Consider the following 16852-nt stretch of genomic DNA (forward strand, 5'->3'; position numbering starts at 1 on the left):
TGTACCCATTGAGCATTGTGAGTAGGGTCACAATTATCCGGGGCAACGGCGCCCGGGCGGCTGCGGCCGGCGGAACCACAAGTTCCCAGGCAGTAGTCAAAACGACGTGAAAAGGTTGCGTGCGATCGTGTCTACAGACGAAGCGGGCCAGGGCGGAACGGGCACAGGCCGCCCGGTCGAAAATGCAGGAATCCCTGCTGGAAATTCGGTAACCCCTGCCGGACCAGGCAGGAACCTCATCCAGCTGATCACCCCTTCGGGGGAGCGGGTCAGCCATCCGGAATTCGACCCCTGGGTGCAGGACATCGCGGATGAGCAGCTGACTTCCCTCTACGAGGATTTGACGGTCATCCGGCGCATTGACGTCGAGGCCACCGCCCTCCAGCGGCAGGGCGAGCTCGGACTTTGGCCGCCGTTGCTGGGCCAGGAGGCGGCGCAGGTGGGTTCCGCCAGGGCCCTGAGGGACGATGACTTTGTGTTCTCCAGCTACCGGGAAAATGGAGTGGCCTACTGCCGCGGCGTTGACCTGGCGGACATCCTGCGGGTCTGGCGCGGCACAGCAGCCTCCGGCTGGGATCCTTACACCGTCAACATGGCGACGCCGCAGATCATCATCGGAGCGCAGACGCTCCATGCCACCGGCTACGCCATGGGGATCCAGAACGACGGCGCCGACTCGGTGGCGGTGACGTACTTTGGCGACGGCGCAACGAGTGAGGGCGACGTCAGCGAGGCCATGGTCTTTGCAGCCAGCTTCCAGGTGCCCGTGGTCTTCTTCTGCTCGAACAATCACTGGGCCATTTCGGAGCCTGTGCGGCTCCAGTCCCACGTCCAGCTCGCGGACCGGGCCACCGGATTCGGCATCCCCAGCCTCCGGGTGGACGGGAACGATGTACTGGCCGTCATGGCAGCCACCCGCGTGGCCTTGGACCGCGCCAGGCATGGCGGCGGGCCAACCTTCATTGAGGCCGTCACCTACCGCATGGGCCCGCACACCACGGCGGATGACCCCACCCGCTACCGGGACGCCAATGAACTGGAGGACTGGGCCGCCAAGGACCCCATCTCCCGGATCAAGGCGCTCCTGGACCGCAAGGGCCTCCTCACCGACCAGCTGCAGCAGCAGGTCCAGGACAAGGCGGATGCCGTCGCACGCGAGCTTCGCGCCGGCTGCATCAACATGCCCGATCCCGAACCGCTGGAAGTCTTCAAGCATGTGTACAGCTCGCCCAACTCCTGGCTGGACCGGCAGCAGGACCACTACACCCGTTACCTGGCTTCCTTCGGTGACCCCGCGGAAGCCCCTGCAGAAGAAGGTGCACGCTGATGACCCAGATGACCTTTGCCCGTGCCATCAATTCCGGCCTGCGCAAATCCCTCGAAAACGATCCCAAAGTCATCCTCATGGGCGAGGATATCGGCACCCTGGGCGGTGTTTTTCGCGTGACGGACGGCCTCCAGAAGGACTTCGGCACCCACCGCGTGGTGGACAGCCCCCTGGCCGAGTCGGCCATTATCGGCACCGCCGTCGGCCTCGCCTTCCGCGGGTACCGGCCGGTGCTCGAGATCCAGTTTGACGGCTTCATCTATCCCGCGTTCGACCAGATCGTGAGCCAGGTGGCCAAAATGCACTACCGGACCCGGGGCGCGGTGAAGCTGCCCATCACCATCCGCGTTCCTTTCGGCGGCGGCATTGGCTCACCGGAACACCACTCCGAGTCGCCCGAGGCGTACTTCACGCACACGTCCGGCCTGCGGGTGGTCACTGTTTCCAATCCGCAGGACGCCCACACGGTGATCCAGCAGGCAATCCTCAGCGACGATCCGGTGCTGTTCTTCGAGCCCAAGCGCCGCTACCACGACAAAGGCGAAGTGGACGAGGGCATTGACCCGCGGACAGCGCTGCCCATGGACACCGCCCGTGTGCTGACCGAGGGCACGGACGTGACGCTCGTGGCCTACGGGCCGCTGGTCAAGACTGCCCGGGACGCCGCCACCGCCGCCGCGGACGAAGGGATCTCCATCGAAGTCATCGACCTGCGTTCCCTCGCCCCGGTGGACTTCGCCACTATAGAAAAATCCGTACGCAAGACCGGCCGCCTCGTGGTCACCCATGAGGCAGGCCAGCACGGCGGAGTTGGAGCCGAGCTGGCAGCAAGCATCACCGAACGCTGCTTCCATTACCTTGAAGCGGCGCCCGTGCGGATTACCGGGTTCGACATCCCCTATCCCTCCTCCAAGCTCGAAATGCACCACCTGCCGGGCCTTGACCGGATTCTTGACGGCGTGGACCGCGCACTCGGACGCCCGAACTCCCTCAGCGGGCTGGAAGGATGAGCGCCACCATGATCAAGGAATTCAGGCTCCCCGACCTCGGTGAAGGCCTGACCGAATCCGAAATCCTCAGCTGGAAGGTGGCGGTCGGAGATACCGTCAGCCTCAACCAGGTCATCGCCGAGGTGGAAACGGCCAAGGCCGTCGTTGAGCTGCCGTCGCCTTTCGCCGGCGTGGTCAAGGAGCTTCACGAACAGCCGGGAACCGTAGTGGAAGTCGGCAAACCGATTGTCTCGTTCGAAGTGGCGGACGACGCCGGAGCGTCGCCGTCGGGTGCGCAGGTTTCCGGGGGAGCCCAGGCGGGGGAGTCCACCGCAGCGGCGGCTCCCGCCAAGAGGGAACCCAACCTCGTGGGGTATGGCGCCGTCCTCGAAAGTTCAGGCCGTCCCGCGCGGCGGACCCGTAACTTCGCGGCGTCCGTGACCGGTTCCGTGTCAGCCTCCCGCCCGGTGTCCGAACCGGCCGAAGCCCCGGCGGCAGGGCTGCCTGACCAGACAACCGGGAACGGGCGCCCCCGCTCCACCCCGCCCGTGCGGAAACTCGCAAAGGACCTTGGCGTGGAACTGTCGGCCGTCCGTGGCACCGGCACTGACGGGCTGATCACCCGCGAAGACGTCCTGAACTTCGTGGGCGGCGACCTTGCGCCGGTGCGCCATCTTACGGCCGTATCGGATGGCGCGGCAGTTCCGGATCAGGCGTCCGGCGGGCGTGGCGCATCCCGCGGGGAGCGGGAGGTCCGCAGCCCGATCAAGGGCGTTCGGAAGGCCATGGCCGCGGCCATGGTGGCCAGTGCTTTCACGGCACCGCATGCCACCGAATTCCTGACGGTGGATGTGACGCCCACCATGGACCTCCTCGCCAAGTTGAAGGCGGGCAAGGCTTTTTCGGGCCACAAGCTCACACCCCTGACGATCGTGGCGAAGGCTGTCCTGATCGCGCTTCGCCGGAATCCGGCGCTGAATTCCAGGTGGGACGAGGCCAACCAGGAGGTGGTGCAGTTCAACTATGTGAACCTCGGCATCGCCGCCGCGACCCCCCGCGGACTTACGGTTCCGAACATCAAGGACGCGGACACCATGTCGCTGCTGGAGCTGTCCGAAGCCCTCACCGGGCTGACCGACTCGGCACGCGCAGGCAAAACTGCTCCGGCGGAACTGTCGGGCGGGACCATCTCCATCACCAATATCGGCGTTTTCGGTATTGATGCCGGCACGCCCATCCTGAATTCAGGCGAGGCGGCCATCCTGGCCATGGGCGCCGTCCGGAAGGCGCCTTGGGAATTCCAGAATGAGGTGGCCCTGCGCCAGGTCATGACGCTCAGCCTGTCGTTCGACCACCGGCTGGTGGACGGGGAGCAGGGATCACGGTTCCTCGCGGACGTGGGCGCCATCCTGGCCGAGCCCGGCATGGTGCTGACCATGATCTAGGCGGCCGCCGGCCGCAGGACCGGCCCCGGCCCGCATGACCATTGCTGCCCAGCTGCGGTCATGCGGGCCGGGCCGCTTCCACGCCGTTTGTCAGTTCAGGTCCCCTGGACGTCCACGGTGAGCGCCGCCATGGCCATGCCTTCCAGCAGGGGGCGGGCTGACTTCGCCGTGACTTTACGCCCGTGGGTGCGGACGGAGTGGGGCGTGGAGTTGATCAGCCCGAAGGTGGCATGGGCGCGCATCCGCAGTTCGGCTGCGTCATCGGCAGGGTGCAGCCTGGCGAGGACGTCGACCCAGAGTTCCACGTAATTCCGCTGCAGCGTCCGCACCTCGAACTGGTCCTGTGCGGTGAGGTTGCTGAAGTCCCGGTCCTGTACCCGGATCACGTCCGGCTTTCCCAGGGCAAAATCGACCTGGAAACAGACGAGCCGCCGGAGCGCTGCCAGGGGGTCGGTGTTTTCAGCCACTACGCGGCGGCCGCCCTCAAGGAGGTCCCGGCTGACGGTGAGCAGCAGGGCGCCCAATACCGCCTGCTTGCCGGGGAAGTGGCGGTAGACGGCGGGGCCGCTGACACCTGCGGCAGCGCCCAGGTCCTCCAGGGATACCCGGTTGAACCCGTTCGCGGCGAAGAGCGACGCGGCAGCGCCCAGCAGGGCCTGCCGGCGGTTTTCCTTCGCCTGGCTCCGCTGGGTCGCCGGAGCAGGCCGGGTTGCCGGAGCAGGCTGGGCCGGCGGCGCCGGCTGCGCTGATGGAACCGGTCGGCTGGTGGGCACGTTTCCTCCTTGGACCAGCAAATTCTAGCAATGCCTGTTTGTGTTGGACATCACAGTTAATAAAGACTAACCTGAATTTCAGTTACAAATCACTAACCGAGTTGGCCTTGGCGCCTGCTCGGGTGTGGCTCAACAGAACAGGACCGGACACCGTCGATGGAGACCCTCAGCAGCCGGCTGGACCCCGCAGGGGAAGCCTTCGCTGCAAACAGCAGTGCGCAGACCTCGCTGGCAGCTGAGCTCCGGGCAAAGCTCGCCGAAGCTGCACTGGGCGGCCCCGTGGCATCGCGCGAACGCCATGTGGCCCGCGGCAAGCTGCTGCCGCGCGAACGCATTGACCAGCTGCTCGACGACGACAGCCCGTTCCTGGAAATTGCGCCGCTCGCAGCCAACGGAATGTACAACAACGACTCACCCGGAGCCGGTGTCATAGCAGGCATCGGCCTGGTCCATGGCCGCCACGTCCTGCTGATTTCCAACGACGCCACGGTCAAAGGCGGCACCTACTATCCGATGACCGTCAAGAAGCACCTGCGCGCCCAGGAAATCGCCCTCGAAAACCGGCTGCCCTGCATCTACCTGGTTGATTCCGGCGGAGCGTTCCTCCCCAAGCAGGACGAGGTCTTTCCGGACAAAGAGCACTTCGGCCGGATCTTCTACAACCAGGCCAGGCTGTCCGCTGCCAAAATCCCGCAGATCGCCTCCGTGATGGGCTCCTGCACGGCCGGCGGCGCCTACGTCCCCGCCATGAGCGACGAGACCGTGATCGTCAGGAACCAAGGCACCATCTTCCTGGGCGGGCCGCCGCTGGTGAAGGCGGCAATCGGCGAGATTGTCACCGCCGAGGAGTTGGGCGGCGGCGACGTACACTCCAGAGTCTCGGGCGTCACGGACCACCTCGCCGAGAACGACGAACACGCCCTGCAGATCATCCGCGACATCGTCTCCACCCTGCCAAAACCGGCAGCGCCCGCCTGGGACGTGGAAACCGCCGTCGAACCTTCGGCGGACCCTGCCGGGCTGTACGGCGCCGTGCCCACGGACGTCAACGCCCCCTACGACGTCCGCGAGGTCATTGCCCGTCTCGTGGACGGCAGCCGGTTCCACGAATTCAAAAAGGAGTACGGCGCCACGCTGGTCACCGGTTTTGCCAGGCTGCACGGCCACCCCGTGGGGATCGTGGCCAACAACGGCGTGCTCTTCAGCGAGTCATCCCTCAAAGGTGCCCACTTCATCGAGCTGTGCGACCAGCGCGGCATCCCGCTGGTGTTCCTGCAGAACATCTCCGGGTTCATGGTGGGCAAGGACTCCGAGCAGGGCGGCATCGCCAAGAACGGCGCCAAGATGGTCACTGCGGTGGCCACTGCACGGGTGCCCAAGCTGACGGTGGTCATCGGCGGGTCTTTCGGGGCAGGCAACTACTCCATGTGCGGCCGGGCGTACTCTCCGCGTTTTCTCTGGATGTGGCCGGCAAGCCGGATCTCCGTCATGGGCGGGAACCAGGCGTCCAGTGTCCTCGCCACCGTCAAGCGCGACCAGTATGAGGCCCGGGGCGAGGAATGGTCCGCCGAGGACGAGGACGCCTTCAAGGCTCCGATCCGGCAACAGTATGAGGACCAGGGCAGCCCCTACTATTCCACCGCCCGCCTCTGGGACGACGGCGTGATTGACCCCGCGGACACCCGCACCGTCCTGGGACTGGCGCTGGACGTCATCTCCCGCGCCCCGCTGCCGGAGACCTCCTTCGGCCTTTTCCGGATGTGAGCCAGCCGTGACTTTCCCCCTCCCAGCCACTCCTTCACCCGCCCCTGCCGATACGGTGCCGGACCGCACGGCGCCGGAGCACCTCTTCGGTACGGTACTCGTGGCCAACCGCGGCGAAATTGCCTGCCGCGTGATCCGCTCCCTGCGCTCGCTCGGGATCCGGTCGGTGGCGGTCTACAGCGACGCCGACGCCGGTGCCAGGCATGTGCGCGAGGCGGACGTGGCTGTCCGGATCGGGCCTGCAGCTGCAACCGAAAGCTATCTGAAGATCGCCGCCATCATCCAGGCCTGCCGCGACACCGGTGCCGAGGCGGTCCACCCCGGCTACGGCTTCCTCAGCGAGAACGTCGAGTTCGCCCGCGCGCTGGAGCAGGCCGGCATCACGTTCATCGGCCCCGGCGTCGAGTCGCTGAACATCATGGGTGACAAAATCCGGTCGAAGAACCACGTGGCAGGGTACGGGGTTCCCGTGGTGCCCGGCGTTGCCCGGCCGGGCATGACGGACGCCGAGCTCATGGACGCCGCGCCCGGCGTCGGGTTCCCGCTGCTCATCAAGCCGTCCGCCGGCGGCGGCGGGAAGGGCATGCACATCGTGGAGCGTCCCGAGGAGCTCGAAACCACCTTGGCAACCGCCCGCAGGGTGGCAGCGGGTGCCTTCGGCGACGACACCCTCTTCCTTGAACGGCTGGTGCGCGCGCCCCGGCACATCGAGGTCCAGGTCCTGGCTGACAACCACGGCAACGTCATCCACCTGGGCGAGCGTGAATGCTCGCTGCAGCGCCGCCACCAGAAGGTCATTGAGGAAGCGCCCTCGCCGCTGCTGGATTCCTTGCACGACGGCGGAGCCACCCGGGCCCGGATCGGCGAGGCAGCCTGCCAGGCAGCGCGCAGTGTCCACTACAGCGGGGCGGGGACCGTGGAGTTCCTGGTCTCCGACGAAGCCCCGGACGAGTTCTTCTTCATGGAGATGAATACCCGCCTCCAGGTGGAGCACCCGGTCACCGAAATGGTCACCGGTGTTGATCTTGTCCAATGGCAGGTGCGCATCGCCGCCGGCGGGGTCCTCACCGTCGCCCAGTCCGACGTCGTACTCCAGGGGCACGCAGTGGAAGCGCGTGTCTATGCGGAGATCCCGGAACGGAACTTCCTGCCCTCCTCCGGGACCGTTCTCCTGCTGGACGAGCTTCCCGGCCCCGCCCAGCGCCCCGGTGCCCCGGCCCGGGCGGAAGTTGAAACGGGCAGGGGCCGCGTCAGGGTCGACTCTTCCCTGATCGACGGGCTGGAGCTCTCCTCGAACTACGACCCCATGATCTCCAAGGTCATAGCCTGGGGTGCGGACCGCACCGCGGCGCTTGACACGCTTGACGAGGCGCTCGCCGGGTATACCGCCCTGGGCATCGAGACCAACGTCGAATACCTGCGGCTGCTGATCAACGACCCCGATGTCCGCGCCGGGCACCTCGATACGGGACTGATCGAACGCAAGCTGCCGGAGCTCGCCTTCCGCCGGCTGGCCGAAACCGAGCTGGTGGCGGCGGCCCTGTACGCCCTCGAGCGGGAGGAACAGGACAACACACCTGCCCCGCCCGGACCGTGGCGGAACAGGAAAGGCTGGCGGCTCGGCCCATCGGCACCACGGCGGATCAGCCTGGGAACCCCCGACGGCGGCGTCGCAACGGTGCGGGTGTCCGGAGGACGGATTGTTGACGGGCCCGTCCGGGTCACAGTGGACAACGGGGCCGAGCGGCAGGCGTCACTGGAGTTCATTTCGCGAAGACAAGCCGTGTTGAGCCTCGACGGGAAAGCCGTGACCTATTCGTTCGCGCCGGTTTACACCGGCCCGGTCAGGCCCGCATGGGATAACCCGGCCCCTGCCCGGCCCACGGGACTGTTCCTCGGCAACGAGGGCTGGTCCTGCCGGCTGGAGGTCCTGACGAGGGAGACCCGGCTCACCAGGGTCCTGGCTGCCATCCACCGCGAGGAAGGCGCCGCGGACCCCGAGGTCCGTTCGCCCATGCCGGGCACGGTGGTGTCCGTGGCCGTCAGCGACGGCGACACCGTCACGGCCGGCCAACTGCTCCTCTCCGTGGAAGCCATGAAGATGGAACACCAACTGAGCGCCGAGGTGGCCGGTACCGTCCACATCAGCGCCAAGGCCGGCGACCTGGTCAAGCTCGACCAGGTCCTGGCCACCATTCACGAAACACGCCAAGAACCGATCCAGGAGCCCTAGCCATGGCAGATTTTGAACTCAGCGAGGAGTACCAGGACCTCAGCGATACGGTCCGCGACTTTGCGGACTCGGTGGTGGCCCCGGTCTCGGCCAAGCACGACGAGGAACACAGCTTCCCCTACGAAGTGGTCAAGCAGATGGCGGACATGGGCCTGTTCGGGCTGCCGTTTCCGGAAGAGCACGGGGGGATGGGCGGGGACTACTTCGCCCTGGCTCTCGCCCTCGAACAGCTGGGGAGGGTGGACCAGTCAGTAGCCATCACGCTTGAAGCCGGAGTCTCGCTCGGGGCCATGCCCATTTACCGGTTCGGCACGGATGCGCAGAAGGAGGAATGGCTGCCGATGCTGGCCTCTGGCCAGGCGCTCGCCGGCTTCGGCCTCACGGAGCCGGAAGCAGGCTCGGACGCCGGCGGCACCAAGACCCACGCCCGGCGCGAGACCGTCGGAGACAAGACAGAGTGGGTGATCAACGGCAACAAGGAGTTCATCACCAACTCCGGCACCGACATCACCCGCCTGGTCACGGTCACCGCCGTGACGGGCCAGGAAGAGCGCCCGGACGGCAGCCTCAAGAAGGAGATCTCAACCATCCTGGTGCCCACCGGCACGCCGGGCTTCAAGGCCGAGAAGGCCTACAACAAGGTGGGCTGGAATGCCTCGGACACCCACCCGCTGACGCTGAAGGATGTCCGCGTGCCGGAGGAGAACCTGCTCGGCGAGGAGGGACGCGGCTACGCCAACTTCCTCTCGATCCTGGACGAGGGCCGGATTGCCATCGCAGCCCTTGCCACCGGGGCCGCCCAGGGCTGCGTGGATCTCTCGGTGAAATACGCCAAGGAACGCAGAGCCTTCGGCCAGAACATCGGCAAGCACCAGGCCATCGCGTTCAAGATTGCCCGCATGCAGGCACGCGCGCACACCTCCCGCCTGGCCTACTACGATGCTGCCGCCAGAATGCTGGCCGGCAAGCCGTTCAAGACGCAGGCGGCCATCGCTAAGATGGTCGCAGGCGAGGCGGCCATGGACAACGCGCGGGATGCCACCCAGGTATTCGGCGGCTATGGCTTCATCAACGAATTCACCGTGGCACGCCACTACCGCGACTCCAAGATCCTTGAAGTGGGGGAGGGCACCACGGAGGTCCAGCTGATGCTCATCGCCCGCGAACTCGGACTGTAACCCGGACTGCAATAACCCGGACTGCAGCAACCCGGACCGTAGGACCTCGCACTGTAGCCGCCCTGAAAGGATCACTGATGATTAACAAGGTTGTTGCCAGCGCTGAGGAAGCCATCGCGGATATTCCCGACGGCGCGTCGCTCGCGGTGGGAGGGTTCGGCCTCTGCGGCATACCGGTCGCCCTGATCGACGCCCTGCACCGGCACGGCACCAAGGACCTGGAGACCGTCAGCAACAACTGCGGCGTCGACGACTGGGGACTGGGAGTCCTGCTCCGGGACGGCAGGATCCGGCGGACCATCAGTTCCTATGTGGGTGAGAACAAGGAGTTCGCCCGTCAGTACCTTTCGGGTGAGCTGGAGGTGGTGCTGACCCCGCAGGGCACACTCGCCGAGAAGCTCCGGGCGGGCGGCGCCGGGATCCCGGCCTTCTACACCAAGGCGGGCGTGGGCACCCAGGTCTCCGACGGCGGCCTGCCACAGAAGTACGACGCCGAGGGCGGCATCGCCATCGCCTCAGCGGCCAAGGAGGTGCGGCCCTTCAACGGGGTCGACTACGTGCTCGAAGAGTCGCTGACGCCCGACTTTGGCCTGGTCCACGCGTGGAAGGGCGACCGCCACGGCAACCTGGTCTTCCATGCAACGGCCATGAACTTCAATCCGCTGTGCGCCATGGCGGGGCGGATCACCATCGCCGAAGTCGAGGAACTCGTTGAGCCGGGGGAGCTGGACCCGGAACATGTCCACACGCCGGGCATCTTCGTCCAGCGCGTCGTGGTGGTCCCTGCCGGCGAGAAACGGATTGAAAAGCGGACTGTGGCTCTCACGCGGGCCTCCGGATCCGAGAAGGCAACAGAACAGGCAGGAGCGTAGCCATGGAGTCCACCAGCCCGCAGGGAGCCCCGCCCCGTCCTGAAGCCGTCCGTCATGAATACCGGCCCGCCGCCGTCGGGCATCCCGAAGGCATCAATCCCGAGACCAAAGGCTGGACCCGCAACGAACTGGCCGCGCGGGTGGCGCAGGAACTCAGCAACGGCCAATACGTCAACCTGGGGATCGGCATGCCCACCCTCATCCCCAACTACATCCCCGAAGGCGTGGAAGTGGTGCTCCACTCGGAGAACGGGATCCTCGGCGTCGGGCCCTACCCGGAAGAGGACCAGGTGGATCCCGACCTCATCAACGCCGGAAAGGAAACCGTCACGGTCAACAAGGGTGCCGCATTCTTCGATTCCGCTTCGTCCTTCGGCATGATCCGGGGCGGCCACGTGGACGTGGCGGTCCTCGGCGCCATGGAAGTGGCCGCCAACGGGGACCTGGCCAACTGGATGATCCCCGGCAAGATGGTCAAGGGCATGGGCGGTGCCATGGACCTGGTCTTCGGTGCCAAGAAGGTGATCGTGATGATGGAACACGTGGACCGCAACGGCAAGCCCAAGATCGTGGAGCAGTGCTCGCTGCCGCTGACCGGCAAAGCCTGCGTGGACAGGATCATTACGGACCTCGCCGTCATCGACGTGGTGCGCGACGCAGGATCGTCCCGGCTGGTGCTGCGCGAACTGGCCCCCAACGTGTCCGTGGAGGACGTGGCAGCCGCCACCGGCGCCGAGCTTTTCGAGGAAGACCAGGAACTCACCGTATGACCGGCAGCCAGCGCATCGTCGAACAACGCGGACTCTACTTCGAGGAACTCGAGGAGGGCGTGCTCTATGCCCACCGGCCCGGACGGACGGTGACGGAGGCGGACAACGTCCTGTTCACCACCCTGACCATGAACACCCAGGCCCTGCATCTCGACGCCGCCTGGAGCGCCGGGCAGCCGTTTGGCCAGAGGCTGGTCAACTCCATGTTCACGCTGTCCACCATGGTGGGGCAGTCCGTCACCCAACTGACCCAGGGCACCATCGTCGCCCAGCTGGGCCTCACAGACGTTTCCTTCCCGCACCCGCTGTACCACGGTGACACGCTCTACACGGAGACCGTCATTACGCAGAAACGCCTGTCAGCGTCCCGTCCCGGCCAGGGGCTTGTGACCATGCAGCACACGGGCCGGAACCAGGACGGCACCGTGGTGGCACTGGCCACCCGCACGTGCCTCATGTGGACCCAACAGGCACAATCCGGGCAGCAATCCGGGAGCCAAAAGGGGACAATGGCTGTATGACTTTCGTGATGGGTCCTGCCCTGCTGTTCTGCCCGGCCGACCGCCCCGAGCGGTACCAAAAAGCTTCGGAACGGGCGGACGCAGTCATTCTCGACCTCGAAGATGCCGTGGCGCCCGCGGACAAACAGCGGGCCCGCGGCGCCATCCTCGCCCAGCTCGGGGCTGCGGGCGAAGGGCCGGAACTCGATCCCAGCCGCACCATCATCAGGATCAATCCGGCGGGCACGGAGGAGTTCGAGAAGGACCTGCACTGCCTGGCCCACACACCGTACAAGACGGTAATGCTGGCCAAAGCGGAGAGCGCGGACCAGCTCAAAGCACTCAGCGGATTCCACGTCATTGCACTGTGTGAGACAGCTGTCGGGATCCTCAACGCCCCCGCCATCGCTGCCGCTCCCAACGTCGTTGGCCTGATGTGGGGCGCCGAGGACCTGGTGGCATCACTCGGCGGCACGTCCAGCAGGAAGGACGACGGCGGCTACCGCGCTGTCGCCCTGCACGCCCGGTCCGCCGTCCTCATCGCAGCGAGGGCGTTCGGAAAGGCAGCCGTTGACGCGGTGTACATCAACATCCCGGACCTTGAGGGACTGGCTGTGGAAGCCGCAGACGCCGTCGCCTCCGGGTTCGGCTCCAAGGCCTGCATCCACCCCACCCAGGCAGCGGCTGTCCGGGGGGCCTATGCTCCGACGGAGGCCGACATCGCGGCCGCAACCGAGCTGCTCAAAGCCGCGGCGTCAGCGGGTTCCGGCGTCTTCCAGTTCAACGGCAAGATGATCGACGGGCCCATCCTCAAGCACGCGGAGGCCACCATCCGCAGGGCCGGGATCCATAGCTAGCCCGCCGGGATCCACAGCTAGCGTGCAGGCCGGCGTCCCGGCGTCCGGCGGAGGGACAGCGGTGGAATCGCCTCATAAAGCGGAGTCCTGACCCACCGCTCACCGGTCTCCCGGAACTCGGCCCGCGTGGCAAAACGGTAAAGGTAGCTGCGGGCACGCACCCAATGCGGCGGTGCGCCGTCGAACGGGTCGCTGCGCAGCAGCCGCAGCATCCGCGGGTCCGCCTCAAGGAGCTTGGCGAGGAAGGCATAGAACCACTCCTCGTGCACCGTCCGGAGCGGCAGGAACCACATGAGCCAGTCCAGCCTCAGGTGGTAAGGCGCCCACTGGCGGGGCAGCCGGCGCACATCGCCGGGCTTTCCCTTGAACCCGTACTCCCTCCAGTCGGCGGTTTCATCGGGATCCTCGTCCAGGGTGCCTTCCACCACGATCTCGATGCGTTGTTTGGTCACCGTCCCGAAAGCGCCGTACGTGTTGACAAGCTGCCAGCGGTTGAAGCTCGCATTCATCAGCTGCCGCTTGGAAAACAGGTTGCGGACCGGCCAGTAGCTCAGGACCACCAGCAGCAGGGTCGCCAGCAGGGTGACCGCCAGCCAGTACGGCGGATTTCCACGGCTGCCCTCGAGCGGATGCCAGTCCAGCGGCAGGAAGGGCAGCACCGCATGGGCCGCCTGGTCGCTCACCGCGGAGAATGCCAGCACGATGGCTATCCAGTTCAGCCAGGCGAAGTTGCCGCTGCCCACGAGCCACAGCTGCGTGAAGATGATGATGCCCGCGGCGGCGCTGGCCACAGGCTGCGGCGCGAAGAGGAAGAACGGCACCACCAGCTGGGCAAAGTGGTTGCCCACCACCTCCAGCCGGTGGAAGGGCTTGGGCAGCAGGTGCGCCTGCCGGCTCAAGGGACCGGGCATCGGCTGGGTCTCGTGGTGGTAGTAGAGGGCAGTCAGGTCCCGCCATTCCCGGCCGCCGCGGATCTTGATCATCCCGGCGCCGAACTCCAGACGGAACACCAGCCACGCAACCAGGATCAGGATGGTCCGGGGCGGCTCAGTCTGGTCCGAGCCCAGGAACGCCACCGTGAAGCCGGCCTCCAGAAGCAGCATCTCCCAGCCGAAACCGTAAAAAGTCTGGCCAACATTCACGATCGACATGTACAGCAGCCACAAGGACAGGAACGCGATCAGCGGAACCCAGGGCGGTCCCAGCTGGGGGACCCCGGCAACCAGGAGGGCGGAAACGCCGAGGCCGGCAACGCAGACCAGGCGCAGCAGCCGGTCCGAATAGCGCCACCGGAAGAGCGTGGGCCGGCGCCGTGCACTGAAGCCCTCCAGGTAGTCGGGAACAGGGAGCAGCCCGCGCTCGCCCAGGAGTGCCGGAAACTGGTTCAGGGTGGACAGGAACGCAACAAAGTACAACGACGCCACGCCTCGCTGCAGCACATTCCGGGCGAATCCGTACTCCGGAGCATCGAACCAGGAAACCCAGTCCACGCACTCCACGTTACGCCCACGCCTGCCCGGGCTCCAGATCCGGCCGCCGGATCGGAACGCCATCTCCTGTGCGGGATACTTAAGCCATGCAGCCACGCAGAATCGTCCTTCTAGGGTCCACGGGTTCCATAGGCACCCAGGCGATTGACGTCGTCGACGGCGCCCCGCACCTTTTCGAGGTGGTGGCACTGAGCGCAGGCGGCGGCAACCTCGGGCTCCTGGCCAGGCAGGCCGTCCACACCGGGGTCAGCGTGGTGGGAATCGCTGCCGGGGATCCACGGCAGCTCGAAGCCCTGATCGCTGAGGCGGCGAGGAGCGCCGGGCGGCACGGGTACAAGCCAGAGATCATTTCCGGCCCGGACGCTTCGGCCCGGATCGCAGCGGTGGACGCCGATGTGGTCCTGAACGGCATCACCGGTTCCATCGGACTGGCACCCACCCTTGCGGCGTTGAAGTCAGGGGCAACGCTGGCCCTGGCCAACAAGGAATCGCTGATCGTCGGCGGCGAGCTGGTCAAGGCTGCCGCCCGGGCTGGCCAGATCGTTCCGGTGGACTCCGAGCACTCGGCCATTGCGCAGTGCCTGCGTTCCGGTTCCGCCGCCGAGGTGGAAAAGCTCATTCTGACCGCCTCAGGCGGCCCCTTCCGCGGCCGGACGAGGGAACAGCTCCACGATGTGTCCCCTCAGGAAGCGCTGGCGCACCCCACCTGGGACATGGGTCTGATGGTCACCACGAATTCGGCCACGCTGGTCAACAAGGGCCTTGAGCTCATTGAAGCCCATCTGCTGTTCGATGTGCCCCTGGACCGGATCGAGGTTGTGGTCCACCCGCAGTCAGTGGTGCACTCGATGGTCCAGTTCATTGACGGGTCAGTCATTGCCCAGGCGTCGCCGCCGGACATGCGCCTGCCCATTGCCTTAGGGCTGGGCTGGCCGGACAGGGTTCCCAAGGCCGCCGCAGCCTGCGACTGGACCAAAGCCACCAGCTGGACCTTCGAGCCTTTGGACTCGGCAGCCTTCCCGGCAGTGGCGCTGGCCAAGGACGCAGCCAAGCAGGGGAGTACCTTTCCGGCCGTCTTCAACGCGGCGAATGAGGAAGCGGTCACGGCCTTCCACGCAGGGCGCATCCGGTTCACAGAGATCGTGGACACCATCGATGCCGTCCTCAGCGAACATTCAGGTTCTTCCGGGCTGACACTGGAGTCGGTACTGGATGCTGAAAAATGGGCACGGGAGCGCGCCCACGAACGTTTAGCAGTCAGCAGTCTCTAGGAAGCAGCAGATCCACGCATGAGTCCCGTCATCCTCTTTATCCTCGGCGTCGTCTTCGTGGCGATCGGCATCGCCGTGTCCATCGCGCTTCACGAAGTGGGGCACCTGGTGCCGGCGAAGCTGTTCAAGGTGCGTGTCACCAAGTACATGATCGGCTTCGGCCCCACCCTCTGGTCGAAACGGAAGGGTGAAACCGAATACGGAGTCAAAGCGATCCCGCTGGGCGGCTACGTGTCCATGATCGGCATGTACCCGCCGAACAAGGACGACGGAACGGTCCGGCCCTCCAGCACCGGCATGTTCCAGACCCTGGCCACCGAAGCCCGCTCCATGGCCCACGAGGAGGTAGGCCCCGAGGACAGCAACCGGGTGTTCTACCGGCTGCCTGTGTGGAAAAAAGTCATCGTGATGCTGGGTGGCCCTGCGATGAACCTGCTGATCGGTGTGGCGCTCACAGCGGTCCTGCTGATGGGCTTCGGCGTGGCCACTGCCACCACCACCATCTCCGACGTCTCCAAGTGCCAGGTCGCGGCCGGCCAGACAGTCGACCCGGATTCCCCCGATTGCCGGCTGACCCCGGCGGCAGCGGCCGGACTCCTGCCCAAGGACGTAGTCACCTCGTTTGATGGAAAGACGGTCACCGGCTGGGACCAGCTGACCGAGTGGATCCGTGCATCCGCCGGCAGGGAAGTGAGCATCACGGTCCAACGCGACGGCGCCCCGGTCACCACCACGGTGACGCCGGTGCTGTCCGCGCGGCCCGTCGTCGGCGTTGACGGGCGCCAGGCCAAGGACGCCGCCGGGACACTCCTGTACCAGGACGTGGGCTTCCTGGGCATTGGCGCGCAGACCGAGCTGGTTCCCCAGCCGGCGTCGTCCGTCCTGCCCATGGCGGGGGAAAACATCAGGCAGGTGGCCGGTGTGGTGTTCAACCTGCCTGCCCGGGTGGTGGGCGTCGCCAAGGCGGCCTTCAGCGAGGAAGAGCGTGACCCCAACGGGCCCATCAGCGTGGTGGGTGTTGGGCGGGTTGCCGGTGAGGTGGCCGCCATGGAAGAGGTGCCCCTCCAGTCCAGGCTGGGTGCGCTGGTGGGGCTGCTGGCCGGACTGAACTTTGCGCTCGCGGTCTTCAACCTCATCCCGCTGCTCCCGCTCGACGGCGGCCATGTGGCCGGTGCGCTCTATGAAGGGGCCCGGCGGCGGGTGGCCAAGCTGTTCGGCAAGCCGGACCCGGGTGCCTTCGACATCGCCAAATTGCTGCCTGTGACCTATGTGGTGGCCGCCCTGCTGATGGGCATGAGTGCTTTGCTGATCTACGCCGACATCGTCAAGCCGGTGAACCTGTTCGGCTGAGCGGCTTCGGGGGAGTGCTTGCCTAAAACCGTG

14 protein-coding genes are annotated in these 16852 nt (G+C 66.2%); 12 read left to right on the top strand and 2 right to left on the bottom strand.

Annotated features, from left to right (window positions below; genetic code table 11):
• The first annotated feature begins 127 nt into the window (after positions 1-127).
• The 3 genes from pdhA to ACS5PJ_RS16715 are packed head-to-tail and all read left to right on the top strand — an operon-like array spanning position 128 to position 3761.
• The gene (pdhA, locus tag ACS5PJ_RS16705) at positions 128-1327 is read left to right on the top strand and encodes a pyruvate dehydrogenase (acetyl-transferring) E1 component subunit alpha (RefSeq protein ID WP_439435988.1); all 1200 of its coding nucleotides are present in this window, start codon (positions 128-130) and stop codon (positions 1325-1327) included.
• Positions 1327-2337, top strand: coding sequence for an alpha-ketoacid dehydrogenase subunit beta (locus ACS5PJ_RS16710; RefSeq protein WP_439435989.1), 1011 nt, complete (start codon positions 1327-1329; stop codon positions 2335-2337). The genes pdhA and ACS5PJ_RS16710 overlap by 1 nt, the downstream gene beginning before the upstream one ends.
• Positions 2334-3761: a dihydrolipoamide acetyltransferase family protein gene (locus ACS5PJ_RS16715; protein ID WP_439435990.1), complete on the top strand. Its 1428-nt coding sequence runs from the start codon at positions 2334-2336 to the stop codon at positions 3759-3761. Before ACS5PJ_RS16710 ends, ACS5PJ_RS16715 begins: the two co-directional genes overlap by 4 nt.
• Positions 3762-3856: 95 nt before the next feature.
• Here the strand turns inward: ACS5PJ_RS16715 and ACS5PJ_RS16720 are convergent, their stop codons facing one another.
• The gene (locus ACS5PJ_RS16720) at positions 3857-4534 is read right to left on the bottom strand and encodes an SACE_7040 family transcriptional regulator (RefSeq protein ID WP_439435991.1); all 678 of its coding nucleotides are present in this window, start codon (positions 4532-4534) and stop codon (positions 3857-3859) included.
• A 156-nt stretch (positions 4535-4690) separates the two neighbouring features.
• Here ACS5PJ_RS16720 and ACS5PJ_RS16725 point away from each other — a divergent pair, with 156 nt between their 5' ends.
• From ACS5PJ_RS16725 to ACS5PJ_RS16755, 7 genes are all read left to right on the top strand, one after another.
• Positions 4691-6298 carry a carboxyl transferase domain-containing protein gene (locus ACS5PJ_RS16725; protein WP_439435992.1) on the top strand — a complete coding sequence of 536 codons (1608 nt, stop codon included), beginning with the start codon at positions 4691-4693 and terminating at the stop codon, positions 6296-6298.
• A 7-nt stretch (positions 6299-6305) separates the two neighbouring features.
• Positions 6306-8531 (top strand): acetyl/propionyl/methylcrotonyl-CoA carboxylase subunit alpha, encoded by a 2226-nt coding sequence (locus ACS5PJ_RS16730; RefSeq protein ID WP_439435993.1) that lies wholly within the window; start codon positions 6306-6308, stop codon positions 8529-8531.
• A gap of 2 nt (positions 8532-8533) precedes the next feature.
• Positions 8534-9709 (top strand): acyl-CoA dehydrogenase family protein, encoded by a 1176-nt coding sequence (locus ACS5PJ_RS16735; RefSeq protein WP_439435994.1) that lies wholly within the window; start codon positions 8534-8536, stop codon positions 9707-9709.
• A 77-nt stretch (positions 9710-9786) separates the two neighbouring features.
• Entirely contained in the window at positions 9787-10581 is a 795-nt protein-coding gene (locus ACS5PJ_RS16740) for a CoA transferase subunit A (protein ID WP_439435995.1), read from the top strand.
• Positions 10582-10583: 2 nt separating this feature from the next.
• Positions 10584-11351 (top strand): CoA transferase subunit B, encoded by a 768-nt coding sequence (locus tag ACS5PJ_RS16745; protein WP_439435996.1) that lies wholly within the window; start codon positions 10584-10586, stop codon positions 11349-11351.
• Positions 11348-11872, top strand: coding sequence for a MaoC family dehydratase (locus ACS5PJ_RS16750; RefSeq protein ID WP_439435997.1), 525 nt, complete (start codon positions 11348-11350; stop codon positions 11870-11872). Before ACS5PJ_RS16745 ends, ACS5PJ_RS16750 begins: the two co-directional genes overlap by 4 nt.
• A complete protein-coding gene (locus tag ACS5PJ_RS16755; RefSeq protein ID WP_439435998.1) occupies positions 11869-12708 on the top strand; it encodes an HpcH/HpaI aldolase/citrate lyase family protein in 840 nt (279 codons plus the stop codon). The genes ACS5PJ_RS16750 and ACS5PJ_RS16755 overlap by 4 nt, the downstream gene beginning before the upstream one ends.
• A gap of 17 nt (positions 12709-12725) precedes the next feature.
• Here ACS5PJ_RS16755 and ACS5PJ_RS16760 read toward each other — a convergent pair whose 3' ends face one another.
• Complete coding sequence (locus ACS5PJ_RS16760) at positions 12726-14198, bottom strand: lipase maturation factor family protein (RefSeq protein ID WP_439436056.1); 1473 nt, start codon at positions 14196-14198, stop codon at positions 12726-12728.
• An 86-nt stretch (positions 14199-14284) separates the two neighbouring features.
• Between ACS5PJ_RS16760 and dxr the strand changes: the two genes are divergently transcribed.
• Positions 14285-15469 (top strand): 1-deoxy-D-xylulose-5-phosphate reductoisomerase, encoded by a 1185-nt coding sequence (dxr, locus tag ACS5PJ_RS16765; protein WP_439435999.1) that lies wholly within the window; start codon positions 14285-14287, stop codon positions 15467-15469.
• Between the two features lie 18 nt (positions 15470-15487).
• Positions 15488-16819, top strand: a complete 1332-nt coding sequence (locus tag ACS5PJ_RS16770; RefSeq protein ID WP_439436000.1) for a M50 family metallopeptidase — start codon at positions 15488-15490, stop codon at positions 16817-16819.
• Positions 16820-16852 lie beyond the last annotated feature (33 nt).

It is taken from the genome of Pseudarthrobacter cremeus (assembly GCF_051857465.1).
GTDB lineage: Bacteria > Actinomycetota > Actinomycetes > Actinomycetales > Micrococcaceae > Arthrobacter.